Origin of the sequence: Blautia caecimuris (assembly GCF_024622975.1) — a bacterium.
In the GTDB taxonomy this organism is placed as follows: domain Bacteria; phylum Bacillota; class Clostridia; order Lachnospirales; family Lachnospiraceae; genus Blautia_A; species Blautia_A caecimuris.
Genome location: NZ_JANJZT010000008.1, coordinates 77,772 through 92,917 on the forward strand (window position 1 = coordinate 77,772; position 15,146 = coordinate 92,917).

The window sequence follows — 15,146 nt, forward strand, 5'->3', positions numbered from 1 at the left end:
AGAGTATGAAAGTATTCAAAAAAGTAAGCGCGTGGTTACTTAGTCTGGGGATGGCTGTATCCCTGATGACAGCGGCGCCTGTGGCAGCTGCTCCACAAACAGGAAGTATTACCGTACATAAGTATGTGGTGGAAACAACAGATCAGTACAATGCTTTAAAAGAAAAAGGGGATCGTTCCCACGGCAATGTCATTGATTTTTCGGATCATGAGGATCTGAAAGATCTGAAGCCTATGGCAGGTATTAAGTTTGACCTGGAAAAGGTAAAAGATGACGGAACAACACAGCTTGATCCTGCTACAGCAGAACGTGACGACAGTTTTGAGGTACAGACTCTGACAACAGGTGAAAACGGAGAGATTACTTTTGGTAATCTTTCGTTAGGTACTTACCGGCTGTCCGAGCAGGAGGATCCTCGTGTGGACAAAAAGATGGCTCCGGTTTTGATCTCTGTACCTACCTATAATCAGGAGTATAAGAATGATACGTCAAAACCAGAATCTCTGTATGATATCCATGTATATCCAAAGAATCTGATTTATCAGGATGGTCCACAGATTGAAAAGGATGTTGTTAAAGAAGAAAACAATGACGCAACTGTAGATCGTTATGCTCCATTTAACTGGATCATTCTTTCAGATATACCGGAAGACGTTGCGGGAGAGAATCAGACTCCGAAAAAATATGTAATTATGGATAAACTGGATCCCCGTCTTGATTTTGTAGAGGACATATCAGTAGCTCTGAGAACTGCTGATAAACAGACAACAACAACTTTGGAAAAGGATGTGGATTATACATTTGAAGCCAAGGATCTGACAGAAGAACCTCATAAACCAGGAAATAATAGAGACCTTACCTGGACTCTGACCAAAGATGGACTTAATAAATTAAAAGACTACGCAGGCGGTAAGGTTGTAACAACATTTGCTACAAAGCTGAATAAGGATGCTGAACTTGGCACTGCAATTCCTAACCAGGCATCTCTTGATTACATTAACTGGAATGGAAATCAGTATTTACCACAGTCTGATATTCCGGAAGTTCATACCGGCGGTGTAAAGATTGAAAAAGTAGACAAAGCAGATCATAACAAGAAACTGGAAGGCGCTGAATTTATGATTTACCGCAGCGAAGAAGAGGCAAAAGCTGGAGATACTTCCAGAGCAGTACAGAGGGATGGCAAGCCATATGTGGTTACCTCTGGTGAAGATGGTATTGCATTCTTTGAAGGATTAAGCTATGGTGACCTGACAGGTATGAAGCCAACTGATGGAAGTACTGATTACTGGATTGTGGAGACAAAAGCTCCAACAGTAGATGGTGTTAAGTACAATCGACTTCTTGATCCATTTAAAGTAACAGTATCTGCTACAAGCCATAATATGAATCCTGAGGATATGTATGTGGTTTATAATGCTAAGGACAACTATGAGCTTCCGTTTACCGGTGGTACAGGTCTTCTGGTATTCCTGGGAGCAGGTGCAGTTCTTCTGATCGCATCTTACGTAATCTCCAAAGGTGGAAAAAATAAAGCTGCAAAGTAAAAAATCATGAATAAAATTTTAGTCTGTCAGTAATAAAAATCCGGCAGAACCAAGGGAGGGGGAAAGTTCCCCCTCCCTTTAGCTTAGCTGGATATCATTCAGTTTACCGGGACAGATATAAGAAACGCGAGGATATAATGAACATTAGAAAAATTTTGACGCTTCTTCTCCGCATTGCAGGAGTTGCCATAATCCTTTATCCTCTGGCACTTCGCATATTTTCTGGATTAAATCAGTCGGAGGCGGTTGCAAGATACGAGGACAGCGCAGCCTATTATAATCAGGATATGGTTGCAGAAGAATGGGCTAAGGCAGAAGAATATAATAAAAGTCTCAGTGGTACAGAGGTAAGAGATCCGTTTGTCCCCGGAAGCGGCGTGGTGATTCCGGATAATTATATGGAAGTGTTGAACATTGACAGAGGGATTATGGGAACACTGGATATTCCCTGTGTGGATATTAATCTGCCTATTTATCACACAGTGGACACAGAGGTACTGGAAAAGGGAGTGGGACACCTACAGGAAACTGCTTTTCCGATCGGAGGAAAAAATAATCACACAGTCCTCAGCACACACAGAGGACTTCCGGAAGCAAAGCTATTTACAAATCTCGATAAAATGGAAATAGGAGATGAGTTTTATATCCATATTTTTGACAGGATCTTGGCATATAAAGTAGATCAGATCAAAGTGGTAGAGCCTGATAATACCAAGTACTTAAAGCCGGAAAAGGGGAAAGATTACGTTACGCTTCTTACATGTACCCCTTATGGAATCAACAGCCATCGTCTGCTGGTACGCGGCGTGCGGACAGAATATGTGGAAGAAGCTGTTGAGAATACGCCAGTTAAAGTTATAAAGTGGGAAAATTATCTGGCTGTGGTAGCCGGGATACTGCTTCTGATACTGGTGATCCGGGTATACAGAAGAAAAAAGAGGAGGAAAGCAGAATGAAAGAAAAATTGACAGTATTCCTAGGATTTCTGGTAATTATTGCGCTTGCAGGATGCGGGGGAAAGGATACTCCAAAAACGATAACAGAGAGTTACCTTGCTTATATGAAAGATGGGAAGTATGAAAAGGCATCAGACTTGGTTGGGGCGGACTTTGACGGGGACAGCTATGAGAATAGTGCAGTCCTTCAGAAAAACGCCATGAAAGCAGCTTATGCCAACATGAAGTATAAGATTCAGGAAGAGACGGTGGAGGATGATAAAGCTACAGTTTTGGTACAGATAACAAATGCAGACTATCTTTCTGTGATGGATGAGGCAATCTTTGAAACGATGAAAAAACAGGAAGATGATGAATATACTGAAAAAGTTTTTAAGGAAAAGCTGAAAAAAACAGAGACAGAGGATGCTGAGGTTCTGGTGAATTATCGCAAAGAAGATGGTGAATGGGTTTTTGATGGAAGCAACTCTCAGCTTCAGGCAGCCATGCTGGGATATTTATCTGCAGGAGAAAGTAAATAGTAAATATTTTGGAGGATTATGAAGCAGGCAAACTCCCGTGTAAGCATGAAAAAGTTTTGAGTAACCTGCGCAGAAACAGTTGAAGCAGGGGAAAAATAATGGTATATTGAATAAAAGAAAGGGAAATCGGGGGTGTTTGATTATGAAATATTTACTAAAAAATGGTACGATAGTATCAGGTTCCGGTATACTCGATCAGGATGTTCTTATAGACGGTGAAAAGATTGTCAGGGTAGGAGAAAATCTGCCTGCAGAGGATGCAGAGGTTATTGACGTAACCGGAAAACTGCTTTTCCCGGGCTTTATTGACGGGCATACGCATTTTGATCTTGAGGTTGCCGGAACAGTAACTGCAGATGATTTTGAGACAGGGACAAGGGCAGCCATTCTGGGTGGAACAACTCTGGTCATTGATTATGCCTCTCAGGACAAGGGCGGCCATACGCTGAAGGAAGGCCTGGAAAAATGGCATGGAAAGGCAGACGGAAAATGTTCCTGCGACTATTCCTTCCATATGTCCATTGTAGAATGGAATGAGCAGACGGAAAAAGAAGTCCAGGATATGATCGATGAGGGGATTACAAGCTTTAAGCTTTACATGACTTATCCTGCCATGATCGTAAATGACTGTGATCTTTATAAGATCCTGAAAAAACTGGGAGAGTGCGGCTGCTTTGCCGGAGTTCACTGTGAAAATGCCGGAGTGATCGACGCTCTGATCGATGAAGCCAAAAAACAGGGAAGAACAGGCCCGGAAAATCATCCTCTGGTACGTCCGGATACCATGGAGGCTGAGGCTGTCCACAGACTTCTCGTGATCGCAAAAGAGGCGGATGCTCCTGTTATGGTGGTTCATCTTACTAACCGCAAAGCCTATGAAGAGATTATGAAAGCCAGAAAGGAAGGACAGACGGTGTATGCGGAAACCTGTCCTCAGTACCTTCTTCTGGACGACAGTGCCTATTCCAGACCGGATTTTGGCGGAGCCGTTTATGTGTGCGCGCCCCCTATCCGCAAAAAGGAGGATCAGGATTGTCTCTGGGATGCATTGAAAAAAGAGGACATTCAGACCGTTGCCACAGATCAGTGCAGTTTTACTTTGGAACAGAAGGCTATGGGAAAGGATGACTTTACAAAGATCCCCGGCGGACTTCCGGGAGTACAGACAAGAGGAACGCTTCTGTATACCTACGGTGTCCGTACCGGAAAGATCACGGAAGCCCAGATGTGCAGATTTTTATGCGAAAATCCCGCAAAGCTCTATGGGGTATATCCGAAAAAAGGCGTGATCCGGGAGGGCAGTGATGCGGATATTGTTGTTCTGGATCCGGAAAAGGAAAGTGTGATCTCAGCTAAAACTCATGCATACAATACGGATAATAATCCCTTTGAAGGATTTGCTCTTCACTGTGCCATTGACGACGTATTCCTGAGAGGTCATCATGCAGTACAGAATGGAAAACTGAAAGAAGAAAAACTGGGAACCTTTATCCCAAGAGGAAAGAATACTTTGGAATCATCAAAATAAAAAGTCAGAAGCCGTTATAAAAATGCAGACCAGGGGAAAAAGAATGCTCTGAAATCATAAATTAGGAAATACATTTTATAAAAAAGAAAGGTTTTACAGGAGAATACAGTGAGAATCATAAAAACTGCAGAGAGTCCCGTCTCAGAAAAGAAACGGACTTCTGCAGTTTTTATTTATGAATACGGATCAGAGATCAACGTGGATATTCTGTTCCTGGATGTGATGGCGTTTGGCATAGCCCGTAAGGAAAAGGGTCAGAGCGCCGTCCCCTGTTACGTTGCAGGCAGTGCCAAAGCTGTCCTGAAGAGCAAAAATAGTAAGCATCAGGGCAGTGCCGGTTTCATTAAATCCAAGCACGCCGGTGATGATACCAAGGGATGCCATAACCGTTCCTCCGGGGACACCGGGAGCACCGATGGCAAATACGCCCAGAAGAAGACAGAAAAGGATCATGGTGCCAACAGAGGGAAGAGAGCCGTACAGGATTCTGGAAATCGTCATACAGAAAAATACCTCTGTGAGAACAGAACCGCAAAGATGGATATTTGCAAAAAGCGGAATACCAAACTGTACCATATCCTTCCGAAGCGGCTTTGCCTTCCCTGCGCATTGAAGAGCAACGGCAAGGGTGGCTGCTGAGGACATGGTTCCAACTGCGGTCAGATAAGCAGGACCGTAGTAACGTACCACATCCATGGGATTTTCATGTGAATAGATCCCCGCAAGAACATAAAGCAGAGCCATCCAGATAAAATGTCCGATCAGCACGATCACAATTACCTGAAGGAATACAGGAAGCTGTTTTGTGATAGAGCCCTCATATGCCAGACTGCAGAAGGTCAGGGCAATAAAGAAGGGAAGAACCGGAATGATCACTTTGGAAACAATAGAGAGAACAATTGCCTGAAATTCTTCAAGAACCCCTGTGATCATTTTTGATTTGTTCCAGGCTGCGGCAAGTCCGATCATAATGGAAAAGACCAGCGCGCTCATAACAGACATGATCTGCGGGATCTCCAGTTCAAAAATTACTTCCGGAAGCTGTTTCAGCCCTTCTACGTCAGTGGCAATGGATAAATGAGGAATCATTGCATATCCGGCTGCTGTAGACATAAAGGCCGCGCCAATGGAAGAGACGTAGGCGATCACAATGGCAACGCCAAGCATCCGGGAAGCGCTGTTGCCCAGCTTGGTAATAGACGGTGCAATAAAACCAATAATGATCAGAGGCACACAGAAATTGATCAGTTGTCCAAGCACGTATTTCAGAGTGACCACCACATTCAGGATACCGGAAGTGATGCCGGAGCCGTCTGTTGTATTCAGGATAATTCCGGATACAATACCAAGAATAACTCCTACAAGAAGCTTAAATGGTAAACTGGTAAAAAAACTGTTTTTTTCTTTCATAAGTAAAAATATCCTCCTTTAAGGTAAGAATCAGCAGTCCTGATCTACATTTACGCGGTCGATCATAATATTCAGTATTTCCGTATCAGTGGCCTTCATTCCCACACGGCCGATATATCCCATGCTTTTTATGGTTTCTTCCACATCGCCCCGGATGATCCCCTCCCCCGGAAGGAAGCTTTTATTCTGGATACTCATGTGAAAAGCCATTAAGGCAGCGTCAACAGAAGAGGCGATTTTTGCAGCGCAGGATGGTTTTGCGCCGTCGCATACAATTCCGCCTACATTTCCCAGCGTGTTGATAATAGTCAGGGAAACCTGCTGATAGGTTCCGCCGTACATGTAAGTGATTCCAGCTCCGGCTCCGCAGGCAGCGCTGACAGCTCCGCAGTATGCGGAAAGACTTCCAATATAATATTTCTGATGAATGGCAACCAGGTTACTGACAACAAGGGAACGATAAAGCTTTGCTCTGGAAACTTCCCATTCCTCCGCGTAGGTGATAACAGGAAGAGAAACTGTCATGCCCTGATTGCCGCTTCCGGAATTGATCACAACCGGCATGGAACAGCCGCCCATGCGGGCATCGCTTCCGGCGGCAGCTCTTGCGCAGGCTCTGGTAGTAATTCCTTTTCCCCATACATGCATCAGTGTTTTGCCGATCTGCGCCCCGTAATTATTGTCCAGGCCTTCCTGGGAAATTGCTGTATTTAAACGGATCTGACGTTCCAGAAGCTCCCGGACGTCCTCGATCTTTACCTGATCGGCAAAATCCAGAATGTCTTTTACCGTAAGCTTTGATTTGTCAACAGGAGGTTCCTCCTGCTTTTTCTCTGTGGTTTCTCCGGAAAAAAGAACCTGGCCGTCTTTGACGATCCTGGTGATGTTGGTGTGCTGGTCAACAATGGTCACTTCCGCATAGTGGCTGTCTTTTCTTACATTTGCACAGATATAAAGATTGGAAACACCTTCTGCAAGGGTGCAGGAACAGATGTGTTTTTCAGCCAGCTCCTGAGCCTGTCTGATGTGTTCCGGACGGATGCCCTCAAGAACTTCAAGAGCTTTATCCGCATTGCCTCCTGTAATTCCAAGAAGCGCTGCAATATCAATTCCTTTCAGTCCTCCGGAATTGGGAACCGTGACGCCTTTTACGTTTTTTATAATGTTTCCGCTTAAATGCATTTCAACGGAATCCGGGAATTCACCCAGAATCTGCCGCGCCTTGGCTGCAGCATAGGCAATGGCAATGGGTTCCGTACAGCCCAGAGCAGGAACCAGTTCATGATGCAGGATAGCCAGATAATTGGCATATAATGCAGAATCCATATTTTTCCTCCGATGTTGTAGATAGATTCCTGATCATTTCAGAACGGCGCTGAAACTTCAGGTGTTGTTCCTGTTACTGTATGAAGTAACGTTTTTTTCATTATAATAGAAATTGTGTGCCGAGTATAGTATAAAATCCGGGAATTTTGTAAAGAAACACAGAATGCCGGAAACGTTTCACAGATAAGACCCTGCAAGGCGTGCCGGCATATAGATCTGAAATACCGGCACATGCAGCGCAGAAGGTGGCTGACACTATATAAAAACAGTATTTTACGGAGTCCGATCCATCAGGTGCTCCACAGAATAATCGTGGGAGAATTGTGACAGAACTTATACATAATGACGATAAAAACGAGAATTTACAGAAAAATTAGTTGTTTTTGACGAAAAGATATGGTATGCTGAAACAGTACCGGACTTTTAAGGAAAGCCTGAGAAGAATGGGCGTCAGAGAATGTAAAAAACAGTGAGATACGGCTGCAGTCAGAAACTGCGGTCTTTCTGTATATGTTCCGGTGTCCAGAAGGACACCGTTTTATTTTTTATCAGGCTGGGAGCGGATGCATGGGAAATATGACAGCCTGTATCTGGCGGAAACAGACAGGAAGGGAGATGTTTTATGGATACAAGAATTGCAGTGATCGCCATTATTGTGGAAGACCGTTCCAAAAGCGGGGAACTGAATCGGCTGCTCCATGAATATGGAGAATATATAGTAGGAAGAATGGGAGTGCCTTATCGTCCGAAGGGAGTGTCTGTGATCAGTGTGATACTGGATGCTCCCCAGGAAAAGATCAGCGCGCTGTCCGGAAAGCTTGGAATGCTGGAAGGCATTACCAGCAAAACCGTATACTCAAAAATGCCGGAGAAAGAGCTATGAAAGAACTGATCGACAAGCTGCACCATACACAGGAACTGACCAGGGAAGAATTTTTGACACTGCTATCCAACAGAAATACAGAGACAGATCTTTATGCCCGGAGGCTGGCAAGGGGGGTGCGGCAGAAAATATATGGAGATCAGGTTTATATAAGAGGTCTGATCGAATTTACAAGCTACTGCAGAAACGACTGTTACTACTGCGGTTTAAGAAGGAGCAATCATGCCGCCCAGCGCTACCGTCTGACAGAAGAGGATATCCTTTCCTGTTGTCAACAGGGTTATGAGCTGGGATTTCGTACCTTTGTACTTCAGGGAGGCGAGGACGGATATTTTACAGGGGAAAGGCTGGCCGGGCTGGTACGTCATATCAAAAAACAATATCCGGACTGTGCCCTGACACTTTCCGTGGGGGAACGAACGGAGGAAGAGTACAGAGCATTCTGGAAGGCCGGAGCAGACCGTTATCTTCTTCGCCATGAGACTGCAGACGAGACGCATTACCGGATTCTGCATCCGGAACCCTTATCTCTTCAGCACAGGAAGGACTGTCTCAGAACGCTTAAAAAGCTGGGATTTCAGACAGGAGCAGGATTTATGGTGGGGTCTCCGGGACAGACGGCAGAGACACTGGCAGAGGATTTTCTGTTTCTAAAAGAACTGGATCCGGAAATGGTGGGCATCGGGCCTTTTATTTCTCATAAGGATACTCCTTTTCGGAGCAGAGAGGACGGAACCCTTGAGGATACGCTGTTTTACCTGGCTCTTGTGCGGCTGATGCTGCCCCGGGCGCTTCTTCCGGCAACCACTGCTCTTGGCACCATTGCCCCTGACGGAAGAGAGCTTGGGATACTTTCCGGAGCCAACGTAGTCATGCCCAATCTGTCACCTCTTTCTGTGAGAAAAAAATATATGCTTTATGACGGAAAAATTTCCACAGGTGACGAGGCCGCAGAGTGTGTGGAACAGTTAAGAAAGAGAATGGAGACAATCGGCTGTTGTATTGTAACAGACCGGGGAGATTATAAAAAATAAAAGGACAGGCTGCTTCAGGGCAGCAGAAGGAGGACTTATGTATAATCCGAAATCAACAAAGGCAACAGAATTTATTGATCATCAGGAAATTCTGGATTCTCTGGAATATGCCAGAGCAAATAAAAATAATACGGAGCTGATCGAAGGGCTGATCGAGAGAGCAAGAGACTGTAAGGGATTAAGTCACAGAGAAGCAGCGCTTCTTCTGGAATGTGATGATCCGGTGCTGGTGGATAAAATGTATCATGTGGCAAAAGAGATCAAACAGAAATTTTATGGAAACAGAATTGTTATGTTTGCGCCTCTTTACCTTTCTAATTATTGTATCAACGGCTGTGTTTACTGTCCTTATCATGCAAAGAACAAACACATCCGCCGTAAAAAACTGACTCAGGAGGAGATCCGCCAGGAGGTAATCGCCCTTCAGGACATGGGACATAAGCGTCTTGCTCTGGAGACAGGAGAGGATCCCAAAAACAATCCCATTGAATACGTTCTGGAAAGTATCAAAACCATTTACAGCATCAAACACAAAAACGGAGCCATCCGCCGTGTGAATGTAAACATTGCAGCAACGACAGTAGAAAATTACAGGAAGCTGAAAGAAGCGGGAATCGGAACCTATATTCTTTTCCAGGAAACTTATAATAAAGAAAGCTATGAGGCTCTTCACCCCACAGGACCGAAAAGTGATTATGCATATCACACAGAGGCCATGGACCGGGCTATGGAAGCCGGAATAGACGATGTTGGCTGCGGAGTGCTTTTTGGACTGGAAACCTACCGTTATGACTTTGTGGGAATCCTGATGCACGCAGAGCATCTGGAAGCCCGGTTTGGAGTAGGCCCTCACACCATCAGTGTTCCAAGAATCTGTCCGGCTGACGATATTGACACAAAGGACTTTACCAATGCAGTTCCGGATGAGATTTTCCAGAAGATCGTAGCCGTGATCCGCATTGCAGTTCCTTATACAGGAATGATCATTTCCACCAGAGAGTCTCAGAAATGCAGAGAAAAGGTATTGGATCTTGGTATTTCCCAGATCAGCGGAGGCTCCAGAACCTCTGTGGGAGGCTATGCAGAGGAAGAGGCAGAGGAAGACAACTCATCACAGTTTGATGTCAGCGACAGACGTACTCTGGATGAGGTCGTAAACTGGCTTCTGGAGCTGGGTTATATTCCAAGCTTCTGTACAGCCTGTTACCGGGAAGGACGCACAGGAGACCGTTTCATGTCTCTTGTAAAGAGCGGGCAGATCGCCAACTGCTGTCATCCCAATGCCCTGATGACGCTGAAAGAATATCTGGAGGATTATGCTTCCCCGGATACAAGAGAGAAAGGCCTGAAGGTGATCGAGAAAGAGCTTCAGAAGGTGGAAAGAGAAAAAACAAGAGAGATCTGCGCAAGGAATCTCAAAGAGATTGAACAGGGAAAAAGAGATTTCCGTTTCTGAGGTCAAAAGCAAAAAAGGCTTGCATAATCCACCCGGAATGGGGTATCATGGTGGTATGCTATAAAGGAGGAAAATTCTTATGAAGAAATCCAGATTACTGATTGCACTGGCAGGTCTTACTCTTGTTGCATCCGGCTGCGGATACAGCACTGGAGGAGAGGATTCTACCGTGACTGTGATAAAAGCAACCCCAACCCCTACTGCAACGCCCACACCGGCAGCAACACCTACACCGGCTGTGACAGCAACACCGGTGCCGCAGACCTCTCAGACAGCAAGCGGCGTCAAGATCATACAGAAAAATGTTACATATTATGCAAACAATGAGGCGAATATCCGTACAGACTGTGTAACAACAGATCAGACAAATATCATCAAGAGCACCAAGGTAGGCGATCAGCTTACCGGCACAGGCGTCAGTGAAGACGGCCAGTGGATCGAGGTAGACCTTGATGGACAGAAAGGGTATGTCAGCGCCCAGTATGTGACCACTGAGGCTCCGGCAGTAACCCCTGCGGCAGAAGGAACTGCCGCGCCGGTTCAGTAAAAAAAAGCGAAGAAAAACCAGAGCATATTTTCTATTTGGAATAGAGAAAAGCTCTGGTTTTTAAATATTGTTATTCCTGGATATTTGTCCTATAATTAAATTAAGAAAGTTCCGGGAGGTGGTAAAGAATGTATAATATCAGTTTGAATGAGCAAGTGATACAGGCAGTAGAAAAAGAAACAGTTCACTTAATAACAGAGGCTATGGGATCTGATGTGGTAAAAATTATACTTTATGGCTCTTGCGCCAGAGGGGATTATACGGAGGATTCAGATATTGATATTGCTCTGCTGCTGAAAAGTGATCGGTTGAAGGCAAAAAAATACGGCAGTGTTTTAGCCAATATTGCAACGGAGCTGGCAATGAAATACTTTGCGGTTGTAAATTTTGTATGCCTTCCATATGAGGAATATATAGACAAAAACGATTGGTATGATTATTTTCGTAATATAAAACAGGAAGGGAGAGTGTTATATGGATGAAGGATATTATATGGCTCTTGCAAAGGTGAGAATGGATCGGGCTGAAGAGCTTTTAATAGAAGCAAAAGATTTATTAGAAAAATCATCATATAAATCTGCAAATAACAGAGCTTTTTATGCAATTGAAAAAAGTGTAAAGGCTCTTTTGGCAACTGAAAAAGTAGAGGTTGCCACTCATAACGGAGGATTAAACAGTTCAATTATCTCTTTATTTTTAAAGGAGATGGAATATTTACTTCTCAGGATTACCAGAAAATTGTCAATGCAGACCAAATTCGTAATGCATCAGATTATGATGATTTTTATATAGCAAGTAAAGCGGAATCGAAACAGCAGGTAGAGAATGCCGAGTATATTGTAAATAAGATCAATAACTACTTAAAGGATAAATTCGGTTCTGTCTTATAATAACAAAGTAAATCTATTTTGCACTTATATAACAAAAGACCAGTTTATTGTACAAAACTGGCCTCGAAAATTTCTTTATTCTAATTTACTCCGGATAAACCAGCCGTTCCTCTTTGATATCGTAAAGAACCTCTTTTAAATATTTATCTGCCAGATATTTTGCCATGTTCAGGTTCATATCCAGATAGTTGCCGCAGTCCTTTGCAGAAGCGCCTGGGATTTCTCCTTCAAAGTCCCGGATGAATTCAAACATTTCTGTTATCAGTCCCACAATATCCTTTGATTCGTAATCTCCTGCCAACAGAAGATAATTTCCGGTGCGGCAGCCCATTGGACCCCAGTAAATGACTTTTGGTCCAAATTCTGTATGATTTCGGAGAAAAGTAGCTGCCAGATGTTCCATGGCATGAAGCTCTGCAGTATTCATAACAGGCTCTTCATTGGGGGAAGTCATACGAATGTCAAAAGTGGTGATCACCTGATCGCCCAGATAGTCTTTTCTGGAAACATAGATTCCCGGCTGAAGCTTAATATGGTCTATGGTAAAGCTCGCAATTTTTTTCATGTTTTTTCCTCCTGGATTTTTATACTTCCTATATTTTAAGTTACTGCTCACGACCTTTGCAGTAACCTGGTCAAAATGCATTTTAAATTGTCTTTAGTGATGGCATTTTGCCCTGTATGTCTCGGGATTTTGGCATATATACGCCAAAACACCCTGCGGGATAGTGACCTGTGACTATTTTAACAGATTAGGTTCCAGGTGACAAGTAATTGACTTTATTTCTACAGAATGATAAACTAATATACAATTCAGATGTGCATAAAGGAAAGGCTCAGAAGGCATTCACAGAGCTTCCGGAGCCGGAAACTGCAGAACGTGGACAGCCTTTGTTTCAGGAAATCATGATTCCGGTAATAAGGAAGACATTCAGAATGTGCAGAATCTTTCCAAAATGCGTCAGTAAGAGAGGTATAGACTATGATAAATGATAAAAAAGTTTTATTCAGCGGAATGCAGGCAACAGGAAATCTCACACTGGGAAATTATCTTGGCGCTCTGAAAAACTGGCTGACTTTAAGTGATGAATATGAGTGCTTTTACAGTGTGGTAGATCTTCATTCGATCACTGTTCGTCAGAACCCGGCAGAGCTTCGCAAAAGCGCCCGCAATCTTCTGACTCTTTATATTGCAGCAGGCCTTGACCCGAAAAGGAACTGCATTTATTATCAGTCCCATGTTTCCGGTCATGCTGAACTGGCCTGGATCTTAAATTGCTTTACTTACATGGGCGAGCTGAACCGTATGACTCAGTTTAAGGATAAATCTGCAAAGCATGCGGATAATATCAATGCAGGTCTGTTTACTTATCCGGTTCTGATGGCAGCAGATATACTTCTGTATCAGACAGACGTGGTTCCGGTTGGAATTGACCAGATGCAGCATTTGGAGCTTACCAGAAATATTGCAGAGCGTTTCAATAACATTTACGGAGATGTGTTTACTGTTCCGGAAGCATATGTTGGCAAGGTGGGAGCAAAGATCATGAGCCTTCAGGATCCCACCAGAAAAATGTCCAAATCTGACGAAAATCCCAATGCCAGCATTTATCTTATGGATGACCCGGATACCATTATGCGTAAATTTAAGCGCGCGGTAACAGATTCCGAGGGCTACGTAAGCTACAGAGACGAGCAGCCGGGCGTAAAGAACCTCATTGAGATTTACTGTGCCTGCACAGGAAAAACTCCGGATGAGGCAGTGAAAGAATTTGAGGGAAAAGGCTATGGTGAGCTGAAACCGGCGGTTGCAGAGTCTGTTATTTCTGTTCTCAAACCTCTTCAGGATGAATTTGCCCGTCTTTCCAGGGATAAGGCATATATTGATTCCATTATCAAAGAAAATGCAGAAAAGGCTAATTATTTTGCTACCAAAACTCTGCGCAAGGTTCAGAGGAAAGTTGGTTTTCCGGACAGGATCCGGTAAGAAAAAGGGAAAGAGAAACTCCGGCATATGAACATAATCTGACAGAAAGTCACAGGAAGGTTTTCTGTCAGCAAACAGCAGAATCAGGAGGAAAATAAAAATGAAACATAAAACTCTGGCAGTACTTTGTGCAGTAGTCCTTACAGCAGGTATGATGACAGGATGCGGACAGAAAACAGAAGATACAAAGACAGAGAGCGGCAGCGAGAAGACAGTCAGTGACGAGATGGCAGAAAAAGCGGGATTCAGCGACGGTACCGGTGAGGAAGCTTCTGATAAAGAGGAAGCTTCCGATGCAAAGGATACAAAAGAGGCAGTTCTTGATACCAGTAAAGAGCTGACAGGAATCCATCATGCGCAGATCAATGTGAAGGATTACGGCGAGATCCAGGTAGAGCTGGATGCAGATACCGCTCCTGTCACAGTGACCAATTTTGTAAAACTGGCTCAGGAGGGCTTTTATGACGGACTGACCTTCCACCGTATTATGGACGGCTTTATGGTTCAGGGCGGGGATCCTCTGGGAAATGGAACCGGCGGCTCTGATGAAAATATCAAAGGCGAATTTTCCAATAATGGTGTGGAAAATAATATTTCTCATACAAGAGGCGTAATTTCCATGGCAAGAGCTATGGATCCGGACAGTGCAAGCTCTCAGTTCTTTATCGTGCATGAGGACAGCACCTTCCTGGACGGAGATTATGCAGGCTTTGGCCATGTAACAGAGGGAATGGACGTTGTGGATGCAATCTGTAAGGATGCGAAACCCACAGATGACAACGGAACCATCAAACCAGAAGAACAGCCGGTGATCGAAAGCATCACCATTGTTGACTGACATACAGGGTAAAAATAAAATCCTTGTAATTTACAGTACAGAAGTATATAATAATTACTGTTCACAGGTTGCCGGGAACAGTAACCTATGATAAACAATAAAACAAAATAAAGCAGACGGGAGCTTGTATGACAGGCTGAGAGGAAGGTATGACCTTCGACCGATAACCTGATTTGGATAATGCCAACGTAGGGATGCCTGAGCATAAGTGTATGTATAACGG

At 44.0% G+C, this 15,146-nt stretch carries 15 protein-coding genes and 1 riboswitch; of the genes, 12 read left to right on the forward strand and 3 right to left on the reverse strand.

The genetic code is table 11. The features are described from left to right. Positions 1 to 5: 5 nt before the first annotated feature. The 4 genes from NSA57_RS07120 (at position 6) to hydA (ending at position 4,552) form a co-directional block, all read left to right on the forward strand. Entirely contained in the window at positions 6 to 1,547 is a 1,542-nt protein-coding gene (locus NSA57_RS07120) for a SpaH/EbpB family LPXTG-anchored major pilin (protein ID WP_257464422.1), read from the forward strand. A gap of 137 nt (positions 1,548 to 1,684) precedes the next feature. Beyond that, positions 1,685 to 2,503, forward strand: coding sequence for a class C sortase (locus tag NSA57_RS07125; protein WP_257464423.1), 819 nt, complete (start codon positions 1,685 to 1,687; stop codon positions 2,501 to 2,503). Further along, the gene (locus NSA57_RS07130) at positions 2,500 to 3,024 is read left to right on the forward strand and encodes a hypothetical protein (RefSeq protein ID WP_257464424.1); all 525 of its coding nucleotides are present in this window, start codon (positions 2,500 to 2,502) and stop codon (positions 3,022 to 3,024) included. The genes NSA57_RS07125 and NSA57_RS07130 overlap by 4 nt, the downstream gene beginning before the upstream one ends. Before the next feature lie 142 nt (positions 3,025 to 3,166). After that, positions 3,167 to 4,552, forward strand: a complete 1,386-nt coding sequence (hydA, locus tag NSA57_RS07135) for a dihydropyrimidinase (protein ID WP_257464425.1) — start codon at positions 3,167 to 3,169, stop codon at positions 4,550 to 4,552. A gap of 186 nt (positions 4,553 to 4,738) precedes the next feature. On the opposite strand, the gene NSA57_RS07140 is transcribed toward hydA, so the two are convergent. Then, entirely contained in the window at positions 4,739 to 5,962 is a 1,224-nt protein-coding gene (locus NSA57_RS07140) for a dicarboxylate/amino acid:cation symporter (RefSeq protein WP_147599594.1), read from the reverse strand. A 30-nt stretch (positions 5,963 to 5,992) separates the two neighbouring features. Continuing rightward, a complete protein-coding gene (locus NSA57_RS07145; protein WP_257464426.1) occupies positions 5,993 to 7,288 on the reverse strand; it encodes an L-cysteine desulfidase family protein in 1,296 nt (431 codons plus the stop codon). 622 nt (positions 7,289 to 7,910) lie between these two features. Here NSA57_RS07145 and NSA57_RS07150 point away from each other — a divergent pair. The 6 genes from NSA57_RS07150 (at position 7,911) to NSA57_RS07175 (ending at position 12,000) form a co-directional block, all read left to right on the forward strand. Continuing rightward, positions 7,911 to 8,171, forward strand: coding sequence for a TM1266 family iron-only hydrogenase system putative regulator (locus NSA57_RS07150; protein ID WP_022067954.1), 261 nt, complete (start codon positions 7,911 to 7,913; stop codon positions 8,169 to 8,171). After that, entirely contained in the window at positions 8,168 to 9,205 is a 1,038-nt protein-coding gene (gene hydE, locus NSA57_RS07155) for a [FeFe] hydrogenase H-cluster radical SAM maturase HydE (protein ID WP_147599596.1), read from the forward strand. Before NSA57_RS07150 ends, hydE begins: the two co-directional genes overlap by 4 nt. A gap of 37 nt (positions 9,206 to 9,242) precedes the next feature. Next, positions 9,243 to 10,661, forward strand: coding sequence for a [FeFe] hydrogenase H-cluster radical SAM maturase HydG (gene hydG / locus NSA57_RS07160; protein WP_147599597.1), 1,419 nt, complete (start codon positions 9,243 to 9,245; stop codon positions 10,659 to 10,661). A gap of 79 nt (positions 10,662 to 10,740) precedes the next feature. Further along, on the forward strand, positions 10,741 to 11,208 hold the full coding sequence (locus tag NSA57_RS07165; RefSeq protein ID WP_147599598.1) for an SH3 domain-containing protein: 468 nt from the start codon (positions 10,741 to 10,743) through the stop codon (positions 11,206 to 11,208). Between the two features lie 128 nt (positions 11,209 to 11,336). Continuing rightward, positions 11,337 to 11,690 carry a nucleotidyltransferase domain-containing protein gene (locus NSA57_RS07170; RefSeq protein WP_147599599.1) on the forward strand — a complete coding sequence of 118 codons (354 nt, stop codon included), beginning with the start codon at positions 11,337 to 11,339 and terminating at the stop codon, positions 11,688 to 11,690. Further along, on the forward strand, positions 11,683 to 12,000 hold the full coding sequence (locus tag NSA57_RS07175) for a HEPN domain-containing protein (RefSeq protein ID WP_257464427.1): 318 nt from the start codon (positions 11,683 to 11,685) through the stop codon (positions 11,998 to 12,000). Before NSA57_RS07170 ends, NSA57_RS07175 begins: the two co-directional genes overlap by 8 nt. Before the next feature lie 183 nt (positions 12,001 to 12,183). Here NSA57_RS07175 and NSA57_RS07180 read toward each other — a convergent pair whose 3' ends face one another. After that, complete coding sequence (locus tag NSA57_RS07180; RefSeq protein ID WP_147599600.1) at positions 12,184 to 12,663, reverse strand: S-ribosylhomocysteine lyase; 480 nt, start codon at positions 12,661 to 12,663, stop codon at positions 12,184 to 12,186. Positions 12,664 to 13,080: 417 nt separating this feature from the next. Here NSA57_RS07180 and trpS point away from each other — a divergent pair, with 417 nt between their 5' ends. Together trpS and NSA57_RS07190 are read left to right on the forward strand one after the other, a co-directional pair. Then, positions 13,081 to 14,085, forward strand: a complete 1,005-nt coding sequence (gene trpS, locus NSA57_RS07185; protein WP_257464428.1) for a tryptophan--tRNA ligase — start codon at positions 13,081 to 13,083, stop codon at positions 14,083 to 14,085. A 100-nt stretch (positions 14,086 to 14,185) separates the two neighbouring features. After that, positions 14,186 to 14,923 carry a peptidylprolyl isomerase gene (locus NSA57_RS07190; protein WP_147599602.1) on the forward strand — a complete coding sequence of 246 codons (738 nt, stop codon included), beginning with the start codon at positions 14,186 to 14,188 and terminating at the stop codon, positions 14,921 to 14,923. A 105-nt stretch (positions 14,924 to 15,028) separates the two neighbouring features. Continuing rightward, positions 15,029 to 15,135, forward strand: a riboswitch (TPP riboswitch). The last annotated feature ends 11 nt before the right edge of the window (positions 15,136 to 15,146 follow it).

Bases quoted from the DNA above. Each gene is read 5' to 3' on its own strand.
- trpS (WP_257464428.1), top strand. From the start codon at position 13,081: ATGATAAATGATAAAAAAGTTTTATTCAGCGGAATGCAGGCAACAGGA.
- NSA57_RS07145 (WP_257464426.1), bottom strand. From the start codon at position 7,288: ATGGATTCTGCATTATATGCCAATTATCTGGCTATCCTGCATCATGAA.
- NSA57_RS07170 (WP_147599599.1), top strand. From the start codon at position 11,337: ATGTATAATATCAGTTTGAATGAGCAAGTGATACAGGCAGTAGAAAAA.
- hydA (WP_257464425.1), top strand. From the start codon at position 3,167: ATGAAATATTTACTAAAAAATGGTACGATAGTATCAGGTTCCGGTATA.
- NSA57_RS07165 (WP_147599598.1), top strand. From the start codon at position 10,741: ATGAAGAAATCCAGATTACTGATTGCACTGGCAGGTCTTACTCTTGTT.
- NSA57_RS07190 (WP_147599602.1), top strand. From the start codon at position 14,186: ATGAAACATAAAACTCTGGCAGTACTTTGTGCAGTAGTCCTTACAGCA.
- NSA57_RS07140 (WP_147599594.1), bottom strand. From the start codon at position 5,962: ATGAAAGAAAAAAACAGTTTTTTTACCAGTTTACCATTTAAGCTTCTT.
- NSA57_RS07130 (WP_257464424.1), top strand. From the start codon at position 2,500: ATGAAAGAAAAATTGACAGTATTCCTAGGATTTCTGGTAATTATTGCG.
- NSA57_RS07180 (WP_147599600.1), bottom strand. From the start codon at position 12,663: ATGAAAAAAATTGCGAGCTTTACCATAGACCATATTAAGCTTCAGCCG.
- NSA57_RS07120 (WP_257464422.1), top strand. From the start codon at position 6: ATGAAAGTATTCAAAAAAGTAAGCGCGTGGTTACTTAGTCTGGGGATG.
- NSA57_RS07125 (WP_257464423.1), top strand. From the start codon at position 1,685: ATGAACATTAGAAAAATTTTGACGCTTCTTCTCCGCATTGCAGGAGTT.
- NSA57_RS07175 (WP_257464427.1), top strand. From the start codon at position 11,683: ATGGATGAAGGATATTATATGGCTCTTGCAAAGGTGAGAATGGATCGG.
- NSA57_RS07150 (WP_022067954.1), top strand. From the start codon at position 7,911: ATGGATACAAGAATTGCAGTGATCGCCATTATTGTGGAAGACCGTTCC.
- hydG (WP_147599597.1), top strand. From the start codon at position 9,243: ATGTATAATCCGAAATCAACAAAGGCAACAGAATTTATTGATCATCAG.
- hydE (WP_147599596.1), top strand. From the start codon at position 8,168: ATGAAAGAACTGATCGACAAGCTGCACCATACACAGGAACTGACCAGG.